Here is a 21,366-nt window from a genome sequence, read left to right on the forward strand (position 1 = left end):
CAGTAATTTTTCAACTGCTCTTTCTTATTTATTTAGCATAATCTATGATTTATACAAGGTAGCCCCCTTAAAAAAGACTTGCCTTTCTATTCCATTTAAGAGATAATGAAACTACTAATATAAAAGGAGAGATTTATGCCAATTTATAAAGGAAAAAACGTTGATGAAGCTATTGAAAATGGCTTGTATGAACTCAATCTCAAAAAAAAATGAGGTTAAAATCAATATTATTGATCATGGAAATGCTGGAGTATTTGGTTTTTTTGAAAAAGAAGCTGAGGTTGAAATTACACCATTAAGCCCACTGGAATTGAAGGTAAAAAAATTAATTCCATATTTAATTGGTGTTGCTGTAATATTTATTATTCTTATATCAGTTATAATTGGAGTATACTCAGATAAGTCAACTACTGTTTCTCCCCCTTCATCTACAGAAACTAGTAGCGTTGTTGAAAAATCTGTCGAGAAAACTAGTGAATCATCCTCTACATCATCAAGTTCGACGCCTGCTTCCTCTAGTTCAACTAACACCACATCAAGCTCGACCGAAACCTCGTCAACAAGTCCATCCCAATCAGCTGTCATCACGACTGAAAACAATGAGGAATTTAAAACACTATTGCAAACTGATGACTCAAGCACCATAACAAATTTTATTCAAAAATATAAAGGTCAAGTCATCGAATTTGATGGACACATAGCAGATATTGCACACTATAAAAATTACAAAACAAAATTCGATATGCTTATTTATGGCGGAAATCACTTAGGAGCAGAACAAGCACCTTCGGGACCAAACTTTAAATTTGTAAATATAACAACAGTTTCTAACGCCGCTTTCAACTCTTTTAATGGCGAAAATATTTCTAAAGGCCAAAATGTACATATAAAGGCACAAATTGGAAACTATAACTCCACTCAAGATTTAGTCTACCTATCCCCAATTGAGATTTCACCTCGATAATATAACGAATTATTTTCAAATAATTTATTCAAAAAACTGAAGTCAGATTCTCTTCTGACCTCAGTTTTTTATTATTTAGCATAATCTACTGCACGAAGCTCGCGAATCACGGTTACCTTGATATTTCCTGGGTAATCGAGATTGTTTTCAATTTTCTCACGAACTTTGTGAGCCAAGATTGTGACTTTGTCGTCCTTGATTTGTCCTGGATTTACCATGATACGAATTTCACGTCCTGCTTGAAGGGCAAAGCTAGTTTGTACTCCTTCAAAGCCGTTAGCAATTTCTTCCAAATCATGAAGACGCTTGATGTAGCTTTCAAGAGACTCACTACGAGCACCTGGACGGGCTGCACTCAAGGCATCTGCTGCAGCGACGATAACTGCAATGACGCTCTCAGCTTCGACATCGCCGTGGTGACTAGCAATCGTATTCACTACAACTGGATGTTCCTTGTACTTGCGAGCCAATTCCATACCGATTTCAACGTGGCTACCTTCAACCTCGCGGTCAATAGCTTTCCCGATATCGTGAAGGAATCCAGCACGACGAGCAAGAGCCGCATTTTCGCCAAGCTCGCTCGCCATAATACCAGCCAGCTTAGCAACCTCAATCGAATGGCGCAAGACATTTTGTCCATATGAAGTACGGAACTGCAAACGACCCATGATTTTCATCAAGTCTGGATGAAGGTTTGGCGCACCAATCTCATAGGCTGCTGCCTCACCATATTCACGGATCTTATTGTCAATCTCTTGACGGTTTTTCTCAACCAACTCTTCGATACGAGCTGGGTGGATACGACCATCTTTGAGCAACATTTCCATAGTCATACGGGCAATCTCACGACGAATCGGATCAAATCCTGACAAGGTCACCACTTCTGGTGTATCGTCGATAATCACATCGACCCCTGTCAAACTTTCAAAGGTACGAATGTTACGACCTTCACGACCAATAATGCGTCCCTTCATAGTATCGTCTGGCAGATGAACTGTTGAGTTTGTTGACTCCGCTACATATTCACCAGCGATACGTTGCATAGCTTGAACCAGTATGTCCTTGGCCATTTTGTCAGAACGTTCCTTGACCTCTTGCTCAGCTTCGCGAATACGGCTAGCAATCTCCTTGGTCAAGTTCTCCTCTGTCTGTGCCAAGATAATATCTCGTGCTTCTGCCTGAGACAGGGCACCAATACGCTCTAACTCTGCTTCTTTTTGTCTTTCGACTTCCTCTAATTGCTCTTCACGCGCATCAAGGTTTTTCGCTCTATCAGAAATACTTTGTTCTTTTTGTTCAAGTGTTTGTTCTTTACTCGTCAAATTATCGTCCTTACGGTCGAGGCTAGTAGCTCTCTCGGTCAAACGACTTTCGATTTGTTTGAGTTCTTGACGTTCTGATTTGAATTCAGCGTCCACTTCTTCACGGTATTTTCTGGCTTCTTCTTTGGCCTCCAATAGTGCTTCTTTTTTAAGAGACTTGCTTTCACGCTTGGCTTCATTAACAAGTAAATCGGCTTCACGTTCAGCTTGTCCACGTAAATTAGTTGCTTCTTGTTCAGCATTTAAAAGCATCAACTCTGCAGCTTCCTGAGATGATTTCATCTTGGCTGAGATGCTGACATATCCAATGACTAAACCAATGATGACGGCAAAAACAGCAATCGCAAGCGACATGATTTCCATGTTTTTACCTCATTTTATTGTTATTCCGAATGACATACATTCTTTTACATTCTACCATAAAAAAGTGATTTTCACAAACCTAAAATAGAATATGAACTATTGAAATTTAGCTTGAAGTTCAGACAAAGATCTATTTATTTCAAAACTCCCTTGTATTAATTCGTCTAATGGAATATGATTAATTTTAATTTGTCTCTTTAACTCCATAGGTAGGCAATATTTGATAAAATTCTGATATTTTATTTCTCCCAATTCATTTAAGTCATTCATTTGATAATTGTCTTTTATTCTATTATTCAAAATATCATAATAAATTTCAACTAGACACTCTTTTTTACCAAAACTAGGAGATTTATATTCTTCAAAATAAACATTTTTGCTTGTTATAAACAGATTACTTAGTCTTACTTCCCAGAGACACGATAACAATTTAAAATAATATTTAAGTCCGAAAATATCAATAATTTCAGGATGTATTTCTTCCTCTGCAGTAAGTGAAGCATGCACAAAACTTAAACTTACAATCTTCTCTAACATCTCAAAATGAAAATATGCACCTGACTCATAGAACTTGTAATACTCATCTATTTCATAATTGCCTTCATAAGTGATATAAAATTTAAAAAATGATACTAGAATACTATCTGTTCCCATGCGTCCATTCATGCAATCAACGATATAATTTGATATCTTTCTACTAGAATATGGTAGAAGTTCATTCATTCTATAATCACTCTCAATTATATTTGAAAGTTCCTCTATTGATTTCTGGAACTCTCTTAAACTTGGCTTTTTAACTTTTGAATCTTTATTTTTATCTTGTACAACTCTCTCATCTATATTTCCATAATAAATTTTATAAATTAGTGATAAAATTTTCCCAAGGTCATTATCTCTCAATTTACTCTTTTTCAAAATGTTATCTATGACTTCTTCTGTACATACCATTTGATGTTGATTTAGTTTAAATTTATTATCAATGAGATTCTCCTTTGTTAACTTTATTTCCTCACTATTTAAAATTACAATAATTTTAAACTTTTTATTTTCAGAAAGATAGTTAATGTATCCCAATAAATCATTGTAATCTGAAGGGTTATCTGATTTTCCTGTATATGAAACCCGTTCAAAATCATCAAAAATAATGATAGAATTTCGCTTCATTAAATCCGTTCCAACTGTTTTAAAGAACCATTTAAAAACTCCTCCAACAAGTGGAATAAAGTCCAAATTTCCGAGTGTGGATTGTTTTTCTATCTCATTAATCAATATTTTCTCGGCTTGCTCTCTTGTTTTTATCCCAAAGCAGGAAATATAGTAGATTTCTTGCTTTTTGTAAATTTGATTTTCAAAAAACTTCTTTATAAAAAATGTTTTCCCACTTCCCCAAGGACCATCCAACCAAAACACATTATGACTATAGTCTGAAGTATTTAAAAACTCCACTAGATGAGTTTGAAAAGGATAGTCATCTAAATCATATTCCGGAAATAGCTCTGGATCCAGTTTTTTATAACTAATTTTTTTAAAAATTATATCTAAAAACCAGAACAGTATTGTTGGTATAGTCAATACTAACAATGGTACTACACGATTCTCATACAAAAATAAAATAATATTTTTTAAACAATCATTATTAGATACAAATTTATAGATAGGTGAAGCAAAGCGCTTAAATTGTTCAATCTCAAGTGCAAGATACAGTACCCATATACTAGCTATAAATATTTTGTAACATTCAATAACTCTAACATTACTACTCCATGATGGTCTTTGCAATAGATATTTCAGTTTCATTATATTTCTCATAGTTTCTATTTTTATCAACATTGTTATAATTATACCACAGAATATCATTCATTAATATGGACAGACGATAAACACGGTAATTTATTATACTAAAAACATACCACTTTGATTGATTTTCTTAAGAGAAATAATTGATATTAACAAATATCGGATCCCAAATATGTACCAAAAAGTCCACCTTTCAGTAGACTTCCTAATAATCGTTAGAATGCAAGAAATTTGTTTCTAACAACAGCAAGATTTCACTCAGGCATTCTCTGTAAACTAGACTAATGTCCTGCGCGAATTTGGGCCATTCCTCGTAAGATTTTGTCAGAAAGTTCCTTATTTTGAGCGATTCTCAGGGTTTCCTGAATACTGTTCCAGTCGCTCTTCAAAAGAGGCACTATCAAAGCTTCAAATTCATCATTTACCTTCTTCATGTAGTCCTTTATACCCACTCACCATTGGCATTGACCGTATAGCCATCTGGTGTAGTAGTATTCACTGCCAAAGCTCCTGAACTATAGGCATAGTACCATTTCCCAGAAACCGAAAACCAGCCTGTTTTCATAGCTCCAGCGTTATCAAGATAATACCATGTATCATTATCTTTTACCCAACCAATAGCCATTTTACCGCTATCTTTAAGATAGTACCATGTCCCATTGTCTTTGACCCAGCCTGTAGCCAGTGAACCTGTTTCATTCAAGTAATACCATGAGTCACCAGTTTTGACCCAGCCAGTTTGCATCCAGCCTGTATTGTCAAAGTAATACCATGTACCCTTGATTTGTTCCCAACCATTGCTAGTGTAGGAACCGTCTTCGTGCTGGTACCACCAGCGACCAGCTAACTCAATCCAGTTACCAGCTTGAGAATCTTTTGAAGTCTTAGTTTCCGTTTTTTGTTTGGCAACTACATCTACTTTGGCTTTATCTTTACCAGACACTCCACCATTGTTATTCACAACAGGAACTTCAACATGTGGAGTTGTTGGAACAACAGGAGCTACAGGAACGCTAGGAACAGATGGAGTTGTTGGAAGTACGTACTCTGGAAGAGCTGGACGAACTTCAGGGATACCCTTTTCTGTTACAGGATGTTTCTTCAACTCTTCTGCTTGAAGACGAGCTTGCTCTGCTTCGTAACTTGCTTTTGCTACTGCATAAGCCTTATGCGCTTCTTTGGCTACTTTTTCTTTTGCTTCAAGTGCTTCTTGCGCAGTTGCTTGATTTGCTTGTGCTTCTTTGAGCGCTTCTTCTGCATCTTTCAACTCTGCCTTGCGAGTTTCAAGCTCTTTTGCAGCTACTTTCAAATCTCGAACCAATTCTTTTGAAGATGTTACATTTGCTTTTGCTTGGTCAAGAGCTTCTTTGACAACGGATACCGCTTGGGTAGTTTCTTCTGCTTTCTCTTGAAGAGAAGAAAGAGTTGCTTTCTCTGCTTTTGTTTCTGCTTTGGCTTGGTTGAACTCTTTCTCTGCTTGTTTTGCAATTGCTTTCAACTCTGCCAACTTCGCTTCTTTATCTGCCTTTGTAGCAGACAAGGTAGCAACCAAGGCATTGGCATTTGAAAGAGTGACAACGGCTTGATTATGAGTTGTTGTAGCAGATTGAAGATTTTGTTTCAAGGCAACTGTATCTTTAAGTTGAGCTTCTTGTGCTTTCAAGTTTGAATTTGCAGTTTGCAATGCAGTTTCTGCTTTAGTTACAGTTTGGTTAGCAGTTTTAAGAGTTCGTTCTGCTTGAGCTTTTTCTGCTTTTTTAGCTTTTAGCTTAGTATTGGTTGTAGCGCCTTTGCGAGCTACTGTGTAAGGATTTGTGATTTCTGTTGTGTTGAACTTAGACCCTTTTGCTCGGCTTCCTGTAATACCTGTGATGAAATGAGTTACATAAGCATCGTTAGAGATACTTTGAGCAAAACCACCTGAGTACACTAACTCATTTGGACGATCAAACATTAGCGTACCTACCAAATGCCCATAATCTTTTTCATTACTTACCAAATCTACCATAGACTCAAATAGCGTAGATTTCATCGTTTCTTTAGTCCAATTAGGTGTACTTGGTACTGAACGAATTACAGAGTTCTCATACCCTTGGATACCTTTATTCATTTGCTCTTCGGTAGGGTGCAAACCGTTCAAACCATAGGCATCTGCAACTACATGGATACCCTTGGCATAATGACCATGACCGCCACGAGCTACAAAATCTTTATCCTTAGCAATAGACCAACCACCTTTGATGTACTCTTTTGCGACTTTTTCTGCGAACTCAAAGGAGTCTTTGGTTACAACAACGTCTGTAAGACCCAACTGCTCACGCAAGTTTGAAATCAAATCTGCTGCGAACAGTGTCAAGTCATCACGGACTTCTTTTGGAAGATTATTAACATCATACTGTGTCTTATCTGCCTTATCAGCTTCGCTCAAGACAAGGTTTTTAGATTGAATGCTATCCCCAACCATGTCAGTGATCTCTTTTTTCAACTCTTTATTACGAGCTTCAAATTTATCAATATCCGCTTGAGTAAGTTTATTATCTGGAATTGCCCAGTAGTCCTTATTCAACTGGATTTTTTCTTTGATTTTTGAAACAAAGGCTTCTTTGAATTGGATAGACCCTTTTGCAAGTGGTTTTGATGACTCGATAAGAGCGTTAACTTCAGCAGTGACCGCTTTAAGAGCTTGTTCTGCTTGTGTTTGATGTGCCTTAGCATCCGATACCGCTTGAGTTTTTGTAGCAATATCTGCCTTTGTTTCTTCAATTTGCGCTTTTGTAGCTTGATTTGCTTCTTCTGCTTCTTTAAGGGCAGTTTCTGCATCTGTTTGCGCTTGTTTGCTTGTTTTTTCCGCTTCTACGGCTTCTTTTTGTGCTTCCTTGGCATTTTCCAAGCCTTTGCCATTAACCGCATCTGTGGCGATTTGAACCGCTTCTGTAGCACTTGTAAGTGCTTTTTCTTTTGTAGCTTGAGTAGCTTCTTTTTCTGCTACAACTGCTTCTTGTGCAGATACCGCTTGGCTTGCTTTTTCAGCATTTGCTTCTGCATGTTTAAGAGCTTCGTCTTTTGCAGGAACTTCTGCTTCTGCCTTAACTACTGCTTTCTCAGCTTCTGTAATAACTGCTGGGCTTGCCTTTTTCGCAAAATCCTCTGCACGTTTCACAGCTTCTGTTTTCTCATTGACAAGAGAATCTGCTTCATTTGTAGCACGCTTGGCATCTTTTACCGCCTGTTTTGCTTCCGCTACTCCTTGATCCGCTTTCTTAGCTTCTGCTTCTTTTGTAGCAACTTCTTCTTTTGTCGCCACCGCAGGAGTTGTTGTTTCCACAACCTCCGCCTTTGGCGCTTCCACATTCACTGGTTTTGGAGCGACTTCTTCTGCTCCTACTGTGTTAAATAGAGAAACTGTAGCAGCTGCGGCTGCTGTCATTGCGATTGTTGATTTTTTCATATTGTTTCCTCTTTTTTCTTTATAAACTTATTATACCACAAAACAACCTTTAAAGGTTATTTATGTGTAAAATAACTTTAAAAAGTCTAAAATTTGTACCATTTTGACTGTATCATGTAAGTAGCGAGGTACTACATGACAAATAACAAAACCAATCTTCAAGATTACATCTCTAAAAGAATCCGTCTATTGCGCTTAGAAAGAGGATATACTCAAGAACAACTAGAAGAGATGGCTGATTTGGGTACTAATTATATCTACAAATTAGAAAATCTTTCAACTAACTTAAAGATTCAAACGCTAGAGAAAGTAATGGAAGCCTTAGAAGTAGATTTAGATACATTCTTTGATATACAATTAAAAGAAGAAGACCCCAAAATTTCTCTACTTGTTGATGAATTAAAAACTCTTCCAACAGAACAACGCTCCCGAGTCTTAGATGCCTTGATGCTCATTCTCAAAGAAGTCAAATAACAGATGTTTTGATTTGCTTCTTTATCATTTGCAATCATTAGATTTCCCATAATTTTTTAAGAAGGCGCGAAGCTTTCTTTTTTACTTTTATATAGATAACTATAGTCAGATAGTTCAAAATACCATTTTCGAATGTCGATAAGACTGACAAATCTCTTACTTGTCTACCACAAGGTGGATGAATCACTTGCGACTATCACTACTATCTTCTCTCTACCTTTTAACCTAGAATCAGTCATATCTAAATCCCTATTGTATAGTTTTCAGTCTATTTATTATCATTTGTACTGCTTTACCATACTTTTGTTATTTTGTATAGTTTATTGTACTTATTTTTAAAGAAAATAGATAGTAAAATGATATATAATATGAAACATGATAGATTACAAAAACATATCGCTTTTCGAATCCGTGAATGTCGAAAAGAACAGAAATTAAGTCAAGAGAAATTATCAGAATTAGCTGGCTTGGGTATCAAGGCAATTCAAAACATGGAAAATATGAAATATGATTTTAAGATAAAAACTCTTGAATCGGTAATCAAAGCATTAGGTATTACCGTAGAAGAATTCTTTAACCTACAAGCATATGATGTAGAAAGAAAAGAGTTCCTTAAGCTACAAGCATATGACTCAGAGAGTGAAGACTCCCTAGAAATACTTTTCGACAACCTAACAAAGTTACCCAAAGAGAAACAAGGAAAAATTATATCCTCCTTTAATGAAATTGTAAAAAACATAAAATAAATATAGATGATAAGGAAGCTTTCAACGAATAAACAAGGCTTCTAATAGAACAAATTTATAAGGTATTCAATACTTTATAACAGAGAACAAGAAAAGAACCAACTGAAAGCCATTTCCCAACTTTTAGTAGGTTCTTTTTATCCTATCCATATTCTAGTTCTTTTCTATTCTAATCGGCACTCTTCCAAAATTCTGCTCTGCTATACTTGGATTTCCAAGTTGATAAATCTGGTCTGCCTTTTGGGTCATAGCATCCCAAGGTTCTTTGCCAATTCGGCTGACTAGACTGACCTGAGCTTTCAAAGACTTGAGATGTTGCCTGCCTTTTTCGGTAAAGCCAAGGACATGAATCCCTTCTGGCAAGTCACTTTCTCTAGCTTGCACCAAAATATAGGCCAAGAGGCGTCTGACACGCGCCTTGGTGTAACGTTTGGTCGCAACTGCCTCAACCAAGTCTTCCACAGACTGGGCTGTCTTGATGGCATCCTTGATGCGCACTGCCATTTCTTGATTGACCTGATAGATAGTGGTTAGGTCTGGATTGGACAAAATTTGATAGCGGAGCAAGGGAAAATAGTCATACCAGCCCACCTTACTGGCCTGCTCAAAAAGGGTAATAGAAGGCATAAAGCGTTCTAAGAAATCTTGGTCATTCTGGTGCTGACGAAGAGCTGTCGCCGAGGCAAAGTCCACATCCTTAGCCACAGAATGGTAACCCGCCCCCTGACGCTGAATCGGATGCAGTTTGATATTTCGTCCTGCAACTGCCTTGGCATAGGCCAGGGCAAGGACATGATTGGGCGTATTGCCAGAAAAATCAAGCCCTGCAAATTCCTTCCACATGGCCTGGGTCTTCTGGGGATAAGAGAGGGAATCAGGCAAATTTTCCACAAATTTCTCCATCTCAGCACCTTGCTCTGTGTATAAGTCAGCGATTTTCTGGTAATCCAGAACTTCTTCTGTCCCAAAGGCTAGAGTATCAATCCCCAACCGAGCCAAGATATCCACAGCTCCTTGGCCAAAGAAATCTGCCGCCTGAACACTGACTAAAAAGGGCAATTCTACTACCAAATCTGCGCCATTTTCCAGAGCCATCTGGGCTCGTGTCCACTTGTCCACGATAGCAGGCTCTCCACGCTGCATGAAATTCCCTGACATAGCAACGATTTTCAGCCCCTCAGCCTGATTTAGCAGGTATTTATGCCCATTATGAAAAGGATTGAACTCCGCGATAATACCCGTGATAGTCATAGTAATCTCCTACTTCTTTAATATTAAATTGAATCAATTATATTCTGTAGACTCCGTTTTTTAGTGGTTGTTTCCTCAATGAATTTAATTGACCATTCTTTTAAGTAATTGTGTCTACGAAAATACCAGCCATTTACCCACTTATTAATTAAATTTTTTTCGACCTCAGTCAATCGATTATAATATTTTCTTTTATCTATCTCCCAATTCGATACTATACTTGCCTCCAATTTTTCAATGCTTTCGTATTCACTTATCGACAAAATATCAACTCCTATGTTATCAAATATTAAAAATTGCAAGCTAAAATAAAAGTTAACTTCCTTTGTTAGTAAAAAATGCAGTTCTAATTTGTTTTCTCTACTATCTTTTCTACAGATAAAGTAATTGAAACACGTAACAATTTTCTCTGTGATATCTCCCATTCTTCTATACTTTTCATCCATACTTTCTATGATTGGAATACATAAATTTTTGTAAGTCCTTTCTTTCTGTATTTTAAAAAGTGCATTCATAAAAGTTTTATGTGCTACAATATTATTCCTGTCTGCTTCAGACCACTTAATTAGTATCTGTTTTTGGAGTTTATCATCTAGCTGATTAACACCTACTGCAGCAAAGTATTCTTGAAATGAACGGTGAGAGAACTTTAAACTAACGCCTTCTTGAAGCATCATGCAAGCACTATGAGTCGCATCATAAACTATATCATTTGTCTTTAATTCAAGGTTATTTTTTAAACAATATTTAGTAATTATTTCATCAAGCGTAGTTCTATCGAAATCTACTTTTCCTTCAAAGAATGTTTTTAAACCAATGTAGGCTAATATATTTCGAAATTCCTCAGGAGTTAATTTTGCTTTTAGTTCTCTTTTATATCCTGATTTAGATGCATCATGTCTTTGGTACAATGTATAAAAGGCCTGATTATAAAAATCAGTTAAATTATTTGGAATAGAAGCACCAGCTTCGTAAGTCATTAACATAATTGTTAATAGGAGTGGGATAGAAGCAAAAGATTCATGAGTATCATATAAATGGGCCTTTAATTCTCTATAAAAACGCCTTTTTACTTTCTCATCGTAATTCAACTTATCAATTAAGGCTAACGCTTGCTCTTTATTTAATTTTTTTATCTCATATTCAGCAAACTGATTCCAACCAATAAATTCCTCAGACGGTCTTGACGACAAAACATATCTATTGCTATTGTATAACGTTACAAATTCTTTAATTTCTTTGTCTAACCAAGAACGTTTTGAAGGATTAACCTCATCTAAACCATCAAAAATTATTGTATATCTTCCAGCGTCTAATGTCGCTTTAAAATATTTCTTTTCTAAATTTAAATGATGATTTTGAACCTCTTGGTAAATAAAATCGACTAATTCATTTTCTGAAAAATCAGATTCATTAAGTGATTTTAATTCAATAAAAACTGGAATTGATGTCGCTTGTTGTACTTGATTGATAAAAATATGCTTTACAAGCATTGATTTACCAATCCCACCCGTTCCTGTTAAAATAACGTTAGATGTTTTTTCAAAAATCAATTCTGTGTTAGTGGTTTCTATTAAATCTGAATTATTATCATCTAAATAAACATGCTCATAAAAATCATATAAAAATTTACCTTCATTTTTATACAACAATGTTTTTACAGTAGAATATTTATCATAAGTAAATTTTAAATAATTCTGATAAACAACACCTAACTCTTCTTCTGTTTTAAACTGTAAGTTGTTATAAATTTGCTTTAACTTTTGATAAATTTTAGGTATATTGGTAATTACTTCTTTTTCAAGAATATCACCAAATGATACTGGTATATTCATTTTCCCTTACCTCCTAAGCATAAGATTAACAATATTTGGTTTACTTCTCACACACAAAAAACCAACGGGTGCTTGTCTCTGTCGGATCCTTGTCCTCAAAGTCGGCATAGAGTTTGAATGACTTGAAACCAGCCTGTTCCAGCAAAATATCATAGGTCAGAACCTCATAAGTCCGCTCCTCATGCACTTCATCATGGCGACTAAAGGAACCGTCTGCCTCCTTGATAAAGAAAGTCAGCTCATGGACGATAGAGTGAGGTGTTGCATCCTCATAGGTATCCCAAAGCATAGCGAAGTCTTCTGCATTTTCATGGTAGGAATAGCCTGGAAAAACCTCATCCGTCTGGTAAGTCGAATGCACATCAAAGATGAAAACTCCGTCTTCGTTGAGAGCATTATAGACTTCTTTAAAAACGTCTCCTACTTCCACCTCATCCTGCATGTAGCAGATTGAGTCCGAGTAACACGTAACAAAGTCGTATTGACCTACCTTGGACAAATCCAGCATATTGCCTTCAATAAAATCAATCTTTTGCTTGGCTGAAGCCGCTCTCTTCTCCGCAATCTTCAACATATCCCCACTCAAGTCAAGTCCAGTCACATCAAAACCAGCCTGAGAGAAGCGCACCGATTGAATTCCTGTCCCACAAGCCAATTCCAAGAGTTTCTTTCTCTCCTTAGTTTTTGGCAAATGACGCAGAGAAAAATCAGTCCATTTGTCGTATAAACTGTCATCCATGACCGCATCATAGACCGCCGCAAAAGTTTCATAAGTTGCCATAATCATGATACCAAGAGCCTACATGGCAAACACCACTCGCCCTCACCTTTCTATCAATTTTCTTCTAAAATAAGCAAAGAAACCCAGTTGACTACAACTGAGTTCATCTTCTAAGCAAGAGCTTCTGAAATATCTACTGAATCCGCCTCATGCCATAGTTTTTCTAGGTTATAGTGGGCACGCATTTCTTCTGAGAAGACATGCACGACAACAGCACCGAGGTCCAGTAAGACCCAGCCTCCAGCTGCATCGCCTTCAACATGGCTACCTTTAAAGCCCGATTGGGCTACTTTTTCACGAATATTATCAGCAATAGCGTCCAACTGACGACTATTCATTGAGCTAGTAATAACAAAGTAATCCGTCACACTAGTCAAATCTTGTACGTCAAGTGCAAGGATATCCTCCGCACGTTTCTCATCAGCCGCTTTCACGACTAGTTCTAGTAATTCTTTTTCGTTCATTTAGTCCTCTTTCTAGAAAATATGTTTGTAATCTAGGACATCTGCAAAGCGCCCCTCCCAAATACCCTCATAGAATTCATTTATCGTTTCTGCTGGAATGTCTTTCCCATCAAAGGTTGTGACAGCACCTTCTGGAATAATAAGCTGATAGCCATATTCAAAAGCAACCTTGACAGAGGTATCCACACAATATTCTGTCTGCATACCACATAAAACTAATTTTTCAATCCCCTGTTTATCCAAGTATTCTTTTAAACCTGTTTCTTTGAAAATACTGTTATACTTCTTCTGAAAGACCTTTTCATTAGGTTTTCGACTTAAAAGCTCAGATAACTGCCAATCTTCTGATGTTTGAGCTTCAGAGTTCTCAATATGTTGAACATAGATAATTTCAATATTCTTTCTTCTAGCCTGGTTTTGTAAATAAGAAATTTTTTCCAATAGACTTTTTGTCTGGAACCCAGTTTCCACTAAAATATTCTGAACATCAATGATTATAAAAGCCGTCTTCATTTAGTCCTCTTTCAAATAGTGCACAAAGGCGTTATAGGTTTCAAGGGTTTGGGGATAGATGGGGAAGCCCTGATGAGCTAGATGCTCCACGGTATGAGCTGTTTCGTAGGCCACTGCCTTATTGAGCGATAGCTCAGCAATCTCACGCGCCACATCTACTCCAGGAAAGGCTCGATTGTGCTCGATGTAGTCTGCGACATAGATGACCTTGTCTAAGTCTGTCATCTGACTAGCCCCGACTGTATGGATTTTAATGGCTCGCAGAATTTCAGAATCTTGCAAGTTCAAATCTTCCTGAATCTTGTAGATGCCGACCATACCATGCCAGACATTATTGCCCCAGTTTTTGAGGTCAGGGTCTAGCTGATAACGGTCAATCAAGTCTAGAAAATCCTGATCTGACAGCTTTTTAGCATAGTCATGAAGAAGGCCTGCTAGACCAGCTTTCTCAGCATCAACTCCGAATCTTTCTGCTAGCTCTATGGCTGCACGCTCTACTCCCAAGCAATGGGTTAAACGTTTTTCAGGTAGAAGCTCTGCCATTTTTTCCAACAAAACCTCACGAGAGCAGTTGATATAGTCTTGATAGGCCATCAGTAGAGACCCTCCTTCTCGATGTAGTCCAGCACAGGCTGAGGTAGGAGAAAGTTGGGTTTCCGTCCTTGGGCAAGGAAGTCACGCACCATGCTGGACGAGATATCCATGAGAGGCACATCCACCCAGATAACGGGATAGGAAGTGCCAGCCTTATAGCGTGGGCGCTGAACCCCCACAAACTGAACCATGTCAACCAGCTCATCAATTCGATACCACTTAGGCAGATAATCCACCATATCGGCACCGATGATAAAGTAATAATCCGTATCTGGATGTTGCTCTGTCAAGATTTTCATGGTGTCGTAGGTATAGGAAATGCCCTTGCGCTCCAACTCAATGGTTTCAATGGCTAGTCCTTCAATTCCCTCAATCGCCAACTCAAGCATCTTGAGACGATGGTGTTCAGGGATTGTTTCCTTTTTATCTACATGAGGAGGTTGGTATTCAGGCATGAGCAGAACTTGGTCCAGTCCCAACTGCTGGCGTACTTGGTCTGCAACAATCAGATGGGCATCGTGAACAGGGTTAAAATTCCCCCCTAAAATCCCGACTTGTTTGCGTTTTTTCTCCTTGATTTCTGGCTCCAACTCTACCTTGGTAAAGGGAGTTAATAGTTCAATTGCCATAGGCTAGTCTCCTTTATTTCTCTGTAAAAACAGTTATTTGGAGTAGGTTTTTAGATTTCTTTGACTTTTTTAGAAATCTTGCGATTTTCTTTCTTGCTAGATTGTTTAAATAAAATCAAGATGCGTCCGATTTTTTGGACTGTATCCACACCGATTTCTTCTTCCAAGATTTCAGCTACTTCGTGGATATTTTCATCGGTGTTTTGCAAAAGAGTTACCTTAATCAATTCGCGTGCGTCAAGAGCTTGACGAACGCTGGTTTTGATTTGGTCGTTGAGTCCATTTTTTCCGATTTGGATGATGGGTCTAAGGGTGTGTGCCTGGCTGTTGAGGAAGGCACGTTGTTTTGATGTTAATGACATAATTTCTTCCTTGTTTTTTTGATAGTTATTTTAGGTGGTGAGGGACGGTCGGAACTAATTTTTCAAAGATTTCATCTTTGAAAAATGGATTTCCTGACCTCACAATTGAGCCTAGGTCTCAATTGTGCCCCTTACCAATCTAACGATTGGCAAGACACCACGGCAATAACTATCTTTGTATGAGCTCACTTTGTTCGCTCAGCGATTTTGTTTTAAATAATTGCTTTTCGTATGACGACTGCGACGCCTTCTGGTGCCCAGACGGCGACTTTTGCGGTGCCTGTTACGCGGATCCAGCCTAGGCCTGAGATGACTAGGTCTGTCTTGTCCTTGATGTTAAATACATGTTGGACCAATTTTGGGAAATCTTCTTTTTCCTTGCTATTTGGTGGTGTCAGAAGAGTTCCGAGGTGCTTGTCGTAAAAGGCACTCGCTCCTTCGAGCTTGGTTCGGTGGAGTTTCAATTCATTGTCAAAGAAGGCAGTGAAACCTTGCTTTTCTCCTGATATGAAGTCAAATCGTCCCAAGCCTCCTAAAAACAGAGTTTGTTCAGGATTGAGCTGATAGGTTTTAGGCTTGATTTCCTTTTTAGGACTGACATACTTGAGGTTTTTAGCCGTCAAGTAGTGGGCCATCTGGTGACGGTGGATGATTCCCGGCGTATCGTAGATATAAGATCCGTCGTCAAGCGGAATCTCAATCTTGTCCAAGGTTGTTCCTGGAAAACGAGAAGTTGTGATGACGTTCTGGTCACCCGTGATCTCTTGGATAATGGCATTGATAAGAGTTGATTTTCCAACGTTGGTTACACCGACCACATAGACATCGCGTCCCTTACGGTAATGCTCGATTTTGTCAATGACTTCCTTAATGGCATGCTTGTTTTGGGCTGAAGTTAGGACGACATCGACTGGACGAAGACCTTCTTCGTGGGCACGTTCCATGAGCCACTGGCTAATCTTGCCTGGTTTAACAGACTTGGGCAGGATATCTTTTTTATTTCCTACCAAGAGGACATCATTGCCTGATACAAAACGTGGCAAGCCTGGGATGACAGAGCCATTAAAGTCAAAGATATCAATGACATTGACCACTAAGGCATCACTGTCTCCCACCTCGTGTAAGAGCTTGAGGAAATCATCGTCTGTCAACTGAACATCCGTGATCTCATTATAGTGGCGGAGACGGAAACAGCGTTGGCAATAGACTTCGCCAGTCTCCAAACCTTTTTCAAGTGCCGACTGGGGGGTAAAACCAAGACCAGCCTTATCTGTCGTCTGAATGGTTGCTCCACAACCAATACAGAGAATTTCTTCCATAGTTAAATTCCTTTTTTATATGTAATCGGTCCGTACTGTTCAGTGATTTTTCGCATGACACGGCGCTCACGAGCTCGGTTAATCTGCGTTTTGATCGAGTCATGTTGGACCAAGGGTTTGACTAAAATCGAGCGAATACCTGCACGGTGGGCTGCTCGTATATCTGTCATGAGCTGGTCGCCAACCATGACTACTTCACTTTTCTCATAGTGGAATTCCTTCATAGCACGATCAATCCCAAATGTGAAGGGCTTCAGAGCCCAATAAACGTAGTCAATCCCAAATTTCTCAACTGCTCGTTGGACGCGTTTTTTGGTGTTATTTGATACCACGATGATGCGAATGCCCGCGTCACGGAGATCATGTAGCCATTGCTTCATCTCTGGCGTCCCATCAGGGTTGTTCCAAGCAATGAGGGTATTATCCAAATCGACCAAAACAGCCTTGATTCCCTGCGCCTGCAGGCTTTGGACTGTCAAATCATAAACTGCTTCTACAGCAAAGTCTGGCATGTAGTTTTCAATCACCATTTTGGCTCCTTTTCTTTTATTTTCTAGTAATTTTCTTCAGCCATTGAGATAAGGCCACCCATAAAATCAAGCTAGTCATTAAGATATAAATCCAAGCATTTGGCTCTTCTGTAAATGGTAGAGGAACATTCATTCCGAAGAAACCTGTAATAACCGCAAGTACTGCTAGTAAGACGGAGATAATAGTCAAAATTGACAAACTATCATTCAAGTTATTGTTTAGGATGTTGTTGTAAGAAGCTGAGAGTTGTTGCAAGACTTGAGAAATCAAGTCTGTCATAGACACCAACTGATGGGCTTCAATCATGGCATCATCAAACTGCTCTCGTTCGACATCATTAAATCTCCGATAAAGAGCATGGCCCTGGATATGTTCCAAGAGGAGTCGATTTTGTTTTGCCGCTGCTGTCAAGTAAACCATACCTGTCTCCAAGTCAGAGAGGGCGAAGAGATTTTTCTTTGTTGTAGTTTGACGTAGCAAGGCACTAATTTCGTCCTTACTTTTATCCATCTCTTCAATGACAGGATAATAAGCGTTACTGATAATCTCTAAACCAGCAAAGAGAAACTTGTAAATAGAAAGCGACTCATGGCTATCCAGATAAGCTGACATCTGATCAATGACATAAGCATTCTTATGGTTGCTGATGGTAATCATTCGTTGTCTTTCGACGATAAAGGTCATCGGAATCGCTTCATAATATTCTTTGTCTTTTTCTAAATCAAGAACATTATAAATAAAGGTTACCGTCTCCGTTTCACGGTTATAATCCATATGAGCTCGTTCATTTCTATCCAGAGCATACTCAATGGTTTCCTTGTCCAATCCATAGATGTCAGAAAGATCTTCCATATTTTTAATCTTATCCACATCAAGGTCTATCCAGGTACAACCATTGCCCAACTGCTTTTCTAAAACCATCTGTTCTCCTTTATTAAACTCTTTCTATTGTACCATAAATCTGCTAAAATTTCAGGCCTGGTCTGTCCGAGAGAAATTGCTGACGACGGTGATATTCCGATTGGGAACGAAGTGCAGAACCTGGTCTTCTCCTCTGAGTTGCGTTGTTCGAATGCCAACACTAACCACCTTGCCCGATACAGTGATAGGACCATTTGTCAGAACAACCTCATCTCCTACATCCAGTTGACGTTCAAAGAGGATGAAAAAACCATTGATGACATCAGACAGAAAACCTTGGGCTCCCATACCAATAGCCACCCCAGCAATCCCAGCCCCTGCCAGCAAACTAGAAACTGGCAAACCTAAAATCGATAAAATGCAGTAGAGTAAAAAGAAATAAAGGGTATAATTAAACACATTTTCTAACAGGCGTGAGATGGTTTTCTGACGCCCGACATCGTGGCGAGACATTTTTAGAGAAGGTTTAACAATTCTCTGCACCATGGTATGGAGCAGTTTCTTAGCTATATAAAAGAGTAAAAATAAGAATAAAAGAGAAAGTAACTTGGTTAAGATATTTTCAATAATCGTTGTTATATCAAGCTTATTGAGATAGGTTTGAATAAATTCTTGCATAGAAAACTCCTTTCGTTTATTATACCATACTTTCATAAAGTGTCATTCTCCATAAATATTCAAAAATAATTTCAAAAATAGACAGAAAATTCTTGATTTTAGTTCATATTTATACTATAATCATAAACATTACACAACAAAGGAGATTGTTATGAAAAAAATCATTCATGCTTGGAATAAGGCGAGCCTGATCAAACGTATCTTGATTGGCATGCTTATTGGAGGAATCCTAGGACTGACACTTCCTAACATTTCAGGAATTGGCCTGCTCGGAGATCTCTTTGTTGGTGGCCTCAAAGCCATCGCACCGATTCTGGTCTTTGCCCTCGTTGCCAATGCCCTTTCCCAACATCAAAAGGGACAAGATAGCAATATGAAAACGGTTATCTTCCTTTACTTGGTAGGAACCTTTGCGGCTGCCCTTATCGCTGTACTAGCAAGTTTCATCGTACCTGTTGAAATTACCTTAAATAGCGCTAATACCGATATTGCTCCACCAGATGGGATTGGACAGGTCCTCAGCAACCTCTTGCTCAAACTGGTTGACAATCCAGTTAATGCCCTTGTCACAGCCAACTACATTGGTATCCTATCATGGGCAGTTGTTTTCGGGATTGCCATGAGAGAAGCCAGCAAAAATAGTAAAGAATTGCTGAAAACCATGGCTGATGTGACTTCTAAGATTGTCGAATGGATCATTAACCTAGCTCCATTTGGTATCCTTGGTCTTGTCTTCAAAACCATCTCTGATAAGGGAATCGGAAGCCTAGCCAACTACGGAATCTTACTTGCCCTCTTGGTGACAACCATGTTCTTTGTGGCTCTGGTAGTCAATCCATTGATTGCCTTCCTCTTTATGAAAAGAAATCCTTATCCACTCGTTTGGAAATGTTTGCGTGTCAGTGGTGTGACAGCCTTCTTCACTCGTAGTTCTGCGGCCAACATCCCTGTCAACATGAAACTTTGCCACGACCTTGGACTGGATCCAGATACCTATTCTGTTTCTATCCCACTTGGTTCTACTATCAACATGGCCGGAGCAGCGATTACCATTAACATTTTGACCCTTGCTGCAGTTAACACTCTTGGAATCCCTGTTGACTTTGCGACAGCCTTTGTCCTCAGTGTAGTAGCAGCTATCTCAGCCTGTGGTGCTTCTGGTATTGCGGGAGGTTCCCTCCTTCTTATCCCAGTTGCTTGTAGCCTTTTCGGTATTTCTAACGATATTGCCATGCAAGTTGTCGGAGTTGGTTTTGTGATTGGGGTCATCCAAGACTCATGTGAAACAGCCCTCAACTCTTCTACAGACGTCCTCTTTACTGCCGTTGCCGAATACGCAGCAGCCCGTAAAAAATAATTCATAAAGGCAAGCCTCTCAGGTCTTGTCTTTTACGCTTTTATTCTAACTTATTAGGAAATTCTTATGTCTATTAGCCAACGTACGACCAAGCTCATCTTAGCTACCTGTCTTGCCTGCCTTCTTGCTTATTTTCTCAATCTCTCCTCAGCTGTCTCGGCTGGAATCATCGCCCTCTTGAGCCTATCTGATACGCGTAGAAGTACCTTAAAACTGGCCCGCAATCGGCTCTTTTCCATGCTTCTGGCTCTGGTTATCGGGGTTCTGGCTTTTCACTTGAGCGGATTTCATATCTGGAGCCTTGGCCTCTACCTAGCCCTTTATGTGCCCCTAGCCTACAAGATGAGCTGGGAAATTGGCATCACACCAAGTAGCGTTTTGGTTAGCCATCTCTTGGTGCAAGAGTCAACCTCTCCAGACCTTCTAGTCAATGAACTCCTTCTCTTTGCAATCGGTACAGGATTTGCCTTACTTGTCAATCTCTACATGCCTTCACGAGAAGAGGAGATTCATCACTACCACACATTGGTAGAAGAAAAGTTAAAAGATATTCTCCAGCGCTTCAAATATTATTTATCCAGAGGGGACGGACGCAACCGAGCACAGTTAGTTGAAGAATTGGACACCCTTTTGGAAGAAGCCCTCAAACTGGTCTATCTAGATCACTCTGACCACCTCTTTCACCAGACTGATTACCATATTCACTACTTTGAGATGAGACAGCGACAAAGTCGTATCCTGCGAAATATGGCCCAGCAAATCAACACCTGTCACCTAGCTGCCAGTGAAAGCTTGATCTTAGCGCAGCTCTTTTCAAAAATTGCAGGTCAACTGAGCCAGACCAATCCTGCTTCTGATTTACTAGATGAAATTGAACGTTATCTGGAAGTCTTCCGTAATCGCAGTCTGCCCAAGACAAGAGAAGAATTTGAAACCCGTGCCACCCTTCTTCAACTCCTACGTGAAGCCAAAACCTTCATCCAAGTGAAAGTTGATTTTTACCAAAAATATGGACAGTAAAAAAAGAAGGCTCTATAATATTTGTAGTGGGTAACCCCCTATGGATATTATGGAGCT

General features: G+C 38.8%; 21 protein-coding genes. 5 read left to right on the forward strand and 16 right to left on the reverse strand.

Translation table 11 applies throughout. From position 1 onward, the window contains the following. The first annotated feature begins 163 nt into the window (after positions 1–163). Positions 164–964 (forward strand): DUF4839 domain-containing protein, encoded by an 801-nt coding sequence (locus O3650_RS02860; protein WP_261048203.1) that lies wholly within the window; start codon positions 164–166, stop codon positions 962–964. Positions 965–1,035: 71 nt separating this feature from the next. Here the strand turns inward: O3650_RS02860 and O3650_RS02865 are convergent, their stop codons facing one another. The 4 genes from O3650_RS02865 to O3650_RS02880 all read right to left on the reverse strand — a co-directional run bounded on the left by O3650_RS02865 (position 1,036) and on the right by O3650_RS02880 (position 7,894). After that, entirely contained in the window at positions 1,036–2,649 is a 1,614-nt protein-coding gene (locus O3650_RS02865; RefSeq protein WP_000404936.1) for a ribonuclease Y, read from the reverse strand. Between the two features lie 96 nt (positions 2,650–2,745). Beyond that, entirely contained in the window at positions 2,746–4,446 is a 1,701-nt protein-coding gene (locus O3650_RS02870) for a P-loop NTPase fold protein (RefSeq protein WP_261083233.1), read from the reverse strand. 281 nt (positions 4,447–4,727) lie between these two features. Next, complete coding sequence (locus O3650_RS02875) at positions 4,728–4,880, reverse strand: type II toxin-antitoxin system Phd/YefM family antitoxin (protein ID WP_261048206.1); 153 nt, start codon at positions 4,878–4,880, stop codon at positions 4,728–4,730. A gap of 8 nt (positions 4,881–4,888) precedes the next feature. Continuing rightward, complete coding sequence (locus O3650_RS02880) at positions 4,889–7,894, reverse strand: SEC10/PgrA surface exclusion domain-containing protein (protein ID WP_371491553.1); 3,006 nt, start codon at positions 7,892–7,894, stop codon at positions 4,889–4,891. A gap of 135 nt (positions 7,895–8,029) precedes the next feature. On the opposite strand from O3650_RS02880, the gene O3650_RS02885 reads away from it, so the two are divergent. Together O3650_RS02885 and O3650_RS02890 are read left to right on the forward strand one after the other, a co-directional pair. Then, on the forward strand, positions 8,030–8,368 hold the full coding sequence (locus O3650_RS02885; RefSeq protein WP_261083230.1) for a helix-turn-helix domain-containing protein: 339 nt from the start codon (positions 8,030–8,032) through the stop codon (positions 8,366–8,368). A gap of 368 nt (positions 8,369–8,736) precedes the next feature. Then, complete coding sequence (locus tag O3650_RS02890; RefSeq protein WP_261048209.1) at positions 8,737–9,114, forward strand: helix-turn-helix transcriptional regulator; 378 nt, start codon at positions 8,737–8,739, stop codon at positions 9,112–9,114. 153 nt (positions 9,115–9,267) lie between these two features. On the opposite strand, the gene O3650_RS02895 is transcribed toward O3650_RS02890, so the two are convergent. The 12 genes from O3650_RS02895 to O3650_RS02950 all read right to left on the reverse strand — a co-directional run bounded on the left by O3650_RS02895 (position 9,268) and on the right by O3650_RS02950 (position 18,932). Next, positions 9,268–10,365, reverse strand: a complete 1,098-nt coding sequence (locus O3650_RS02895; protein WP_261048210.1) for a nucleotidyltransferase — start codon at positions 10,363–10,365, stop codon at positions 9,268–9,270. Positions 10,366–10,388: 23 nt separating this feature from the next. Next, the gene (locus O3650_RS02900) at positions 10,389–12,200 is read right to left on the reverse strand and encodes an NACHT domain-containing NTPase (protein WP_261048211.1); all 1,812 of its coding nucleotides are present in this window, start codon (positions 12,198–12,200) and stop codon (positions 10,389–10,391) included. A gap of 40 nt (positions 12,201–12,240) precedes the next feature. Continuing rightward, positions 12,241–12,981: a class I SAM-dependent methyltransferase gene (locus tag O3650_RS02905; RefSeq protein ID WP_371491556.1), complete on the reverse strand. Its 741-nt coding sequence runs from the start codon at positions 12,979–12,981 to the stop codon at positions 12,241–12,243. A gap of 110 nt (positions 12,982–13,091) precedes the next feature. Continuing rightward, positions 13,092–13,445, reverse strand: coding sequence for a ribosome silencing factor (gene rsfS / locus O3650_RS02910; RefSeq protein WP_261083226.1), 354 nt, complete (start codon positions 13,443–13,445; stop codon positions 13,092–13,094). A gap of 12 nt (positions 13,446–13,457) precedes the next feature. Then, positions 13,458–13,958, reverse strand: coding sequence for a cysteine hydrolase family protein (locus O3650_RS02915; protein ID WP_153192282.1), 501 nt, complete (start codon positions 13,956–13,958; stop codon positions 13,458–13,460). Then, positions 13,959–14,552, reverse strand: a complete 594-nt coding sequence (gene yqeK / locus O3650_RS02920) for a bis(5'-nucleosyl)-tetraphosphatase (symmetrical) YqeK (RefSeq protein WP_153192284.1) — start codon at positions 14,550–14,552, stop codon at positions 13,959–13,961. It abuts the gene before it with no gap. After that, a complete protein-coding gene (locus tag O3650_RS02925; protein ID WP_153192286.1) occupies positions 14,552–15,181 on the reverse strand; it encodes a nicotinate-nucleotide adenylyltransferase in 630 nt (209 codons plus the stop codon). Before O3650_RS02925 ends, yqeK begins: the two co-directional genes overlap by 1 nt. Before the next feature lie 50 nt (positions 15,182–15,231). Beyond that, on the reverse strand, positions 15,232–15,543 hold the full coding sequence (yhbY, locus tag O3650_RS02930) for a ribosome assembly RNA-binding protein YhbY (RefSeq protein ID WP_153192289.1): 312 nt from the start codon (positions 15,541–15,543) through the stop codon (positions 15,232–15,234). A 212-nt stretch (positions 15,544–15,755) separates the two neighbouring features. Next, complete coding sequence (gene yqeH, locus O3650_RS02935) at positions 15,756–16,862, reverse strand: ribosome biogenesis GTPase YqeH (RefSeq protein WP_153192291.1); 1,107 nt, start codon at positions 16,860–16,862, stop codon at positions 15,756–15,758. Between the two features lie 2 nt (positions 16,863–16,864). Further along, a complete protein-coding gene (locus O3650_RS02940; protein ID WP_371491561.1) occupies positions 16,865–17,392 on the reverse strand; it encodes a YqeG family HAD IIIA-type phosphatase in 528 nt (175 codons plus the stop codon). A 16-nt stretch (positions 17,393–17,408) separates the two neighbouring features. Further along, positions 17,409–18,314, reverse strand: coding sequence for a magnesium transporter CorA family protein (locus O3650_RS02945; protein ID WP_000242267.1), 906 nt, complete (start codon positions 18,312–18,314; stop codon positions 17,409–17,411). 51 nt (positions 18,315–18,365) lie between these two features. After that, positions 18,366–18,932, reverse strand: a complete 567-nt coding sequence (locus O3650_RS02950; RefSeq protein WP_033678024.1) for a mechanosensitive ion channel family protein — start codon at positions 18,930–18,932, stop codon at positions 18,366–18,368. Positions 18,933–19,083: 151 nt separating this feature from the next. On the opposite strand from O3650_RS02950, the gene sstT reads away from it, so the two are divergent. Continuing rightward, a complete protein-coding gene (sstT, locus tag O3650_RS02955) occupies positions 19,084–20,289 on the forward strand; it encodes a serine/threonine transporter SstT (protein WP_371491563.1) in 1,206 nt (401 codons plus the stop codon). A 66-nt stretch (positions 20,290–20,355) separates the two neighbouring features. Continuing rightward, positions 20,356–21,309: an aromatic acid exporter family protein gene (locus tag O3650_RS02960; protein WP_371491565.1), complete on the forward strand. Its 954-nt coding sequence runs from the start codon at positions 20,356–20,358 to the stop codon at positions 21,307–21,309. The last annotated feature ends 57 nt before the right edge of the window (positions 21,310–21,366 follow it).

It is taken from the genome of Streptococcus sp. 20925_1_24 (genome assembly GCF_041432335.1).
In the GTDB taxonomy this organism is placed as follows: domain Bacteria; phylum Bacillota; class Bacilli; order Lactobacillales; family Streptococcaceae; genus Streptococcus; species Streptococcus mitis_BM.

Bases quoted from the DNA above. Each gene is read 5' to 3' on its own strand.
- O3650_RS02905 (WP_371491556.1), bottom strand. From the start codon at position 12,981: ATGGCAACTTATGAAACTTTTGCGGCGGTCTATGATGCGGTCATGGAT.
- rsfS (WP_261083226.1), bottom strand. From the start codon at position 13,445: ATGAACGAAAAAGAATTACTAGAACTAGTCGTGAAAGCGGCTGATGAG.
- O3650_RS02925 (WP_153192286.1), bottom strand. From the start codon at position 15,181: ATGGCAATTGAACTATTAACTCCCTTTACCAAGGTAGAGTTGGAGCCA.
- yqeH (WP_153192291.1), bottom strand. From the start codon at position 16,862: ATGGAAGAAATTCTCTGTATTGGTTGTGGAGCAACCATTCAGACGACA.
- O3650_RS02880 (WP_371491553.1), bottom strand. From the start codon at position 7,894: ATGAAAAAATCAACAATCGCAATGACAGCAGCCGCAGCTGCTACAGTT.
- O3650_RS02945 (WP_000242267.1), bottom strand. From the start codon at position 18,314: ATGGTTTTAGAAAAGCAGTTGGGCAATGGTTGTACCTGGATAGACCTT.
- yqeK (WP_153192284.1), bottom strand. From the start codon at position 14,552: ATGGCCTATCAAGACTATATCAACTGCTCTCGTGAGGTTTTGTTGGAA.
- O3650_RS02960 (WP_371491565.1), top strand. From the start codon at position 20,356: ATGTCTATTAGCCAACGTACGACCAAGCTCATCTTAGCTACCTGTCTT.
- O3650_RS02875 (WP_261048206.1), bottom strand. From the start codon at position 4,880: ATGAAGAAGGTAAATGATGAATTTGAAGCTTTGATAGTGCCTCTTTTG.
- O3650_RS02900 (WP_261048211.1), bottom strand. From the start codon at position 12,200: ATGAATATACCAGTATCATTTGGTGATATTCTTGAAAAAGAAGTAATT.
- O3650_RS02915 (WP_153192282.1), bottom strand. From the start codon at position 13,958: ATGAAGACGGCTTTTATAATCATTGATGTTCAGAATATTTTAGTGGAA.
- O3650_RS02950 (WP_033678024.1), bottom strand. From the start codon at position 18,932: ATGCAAGAATTTATTCAAACCTATCTCAATAAGCTTGATATAACAACG.
- yhbY (WP_153192289.1), bottom strand. From the start codon at position 15,543: ATGTCATTAACATCAAAACAACGTGCCTTCCTCAACAGCCAGGCACAC.
- O3650_RS02885 (WP_261083230.1), top strand. From the start codon at position 8,030: ATGACAAATAACAAAACCAATCTTCAAGATTACATCTCTAAAAGAATC.
- sstT (WP_371491563.1), top strand. From the start codon at position 19,084: ATGAAAAAAATCATTCATGCTTGGAATAAGGCGAGCCTGATCAAACGT.
- O3650_RS02865 (WP_000404936.1), bottom strand. From the start codon at position 2,649: ATGGAAATCATGTCGCTTGCGATTGCTGTTTTTGCCGTCATCATTGGT.
- O3650_RS02940 (WP_371491561.1), bottom strand. From the start codon at position 17,392: ATGGTGATTGAAAACTACATGCCAGACTTTGCTGTAGAAGCAGTTTAT.
- O3650_RS02870 (WP_261083233.1), bottom strand. From the start codon at position 4,446: ATGAAACTGAAATATCTATTGCAAAGACCATCATGGAGTAGTAATGTT.
- O3650_RS02890 (WP_261048209.1), top strand. From the start codon at position 8,737: ATGAAACATGATAGATTACAAAAACATATCGCTTTTCGAATCCGTGAA.
- O3650_RS02895 (WP_261048210.1), bottom strand. From the start codon at position 10,365: ATGACTATCACGGGTATTATCGCGGAGTTCAATCCTTTTCATAATGGG.
- O3650_RS02860 (WP_261048203.1), top strand. From the start codon at position 164: ATGAAGCTATTGAAAATGGCTTGTATGAACTCAATCTCAAAAAAAAAT.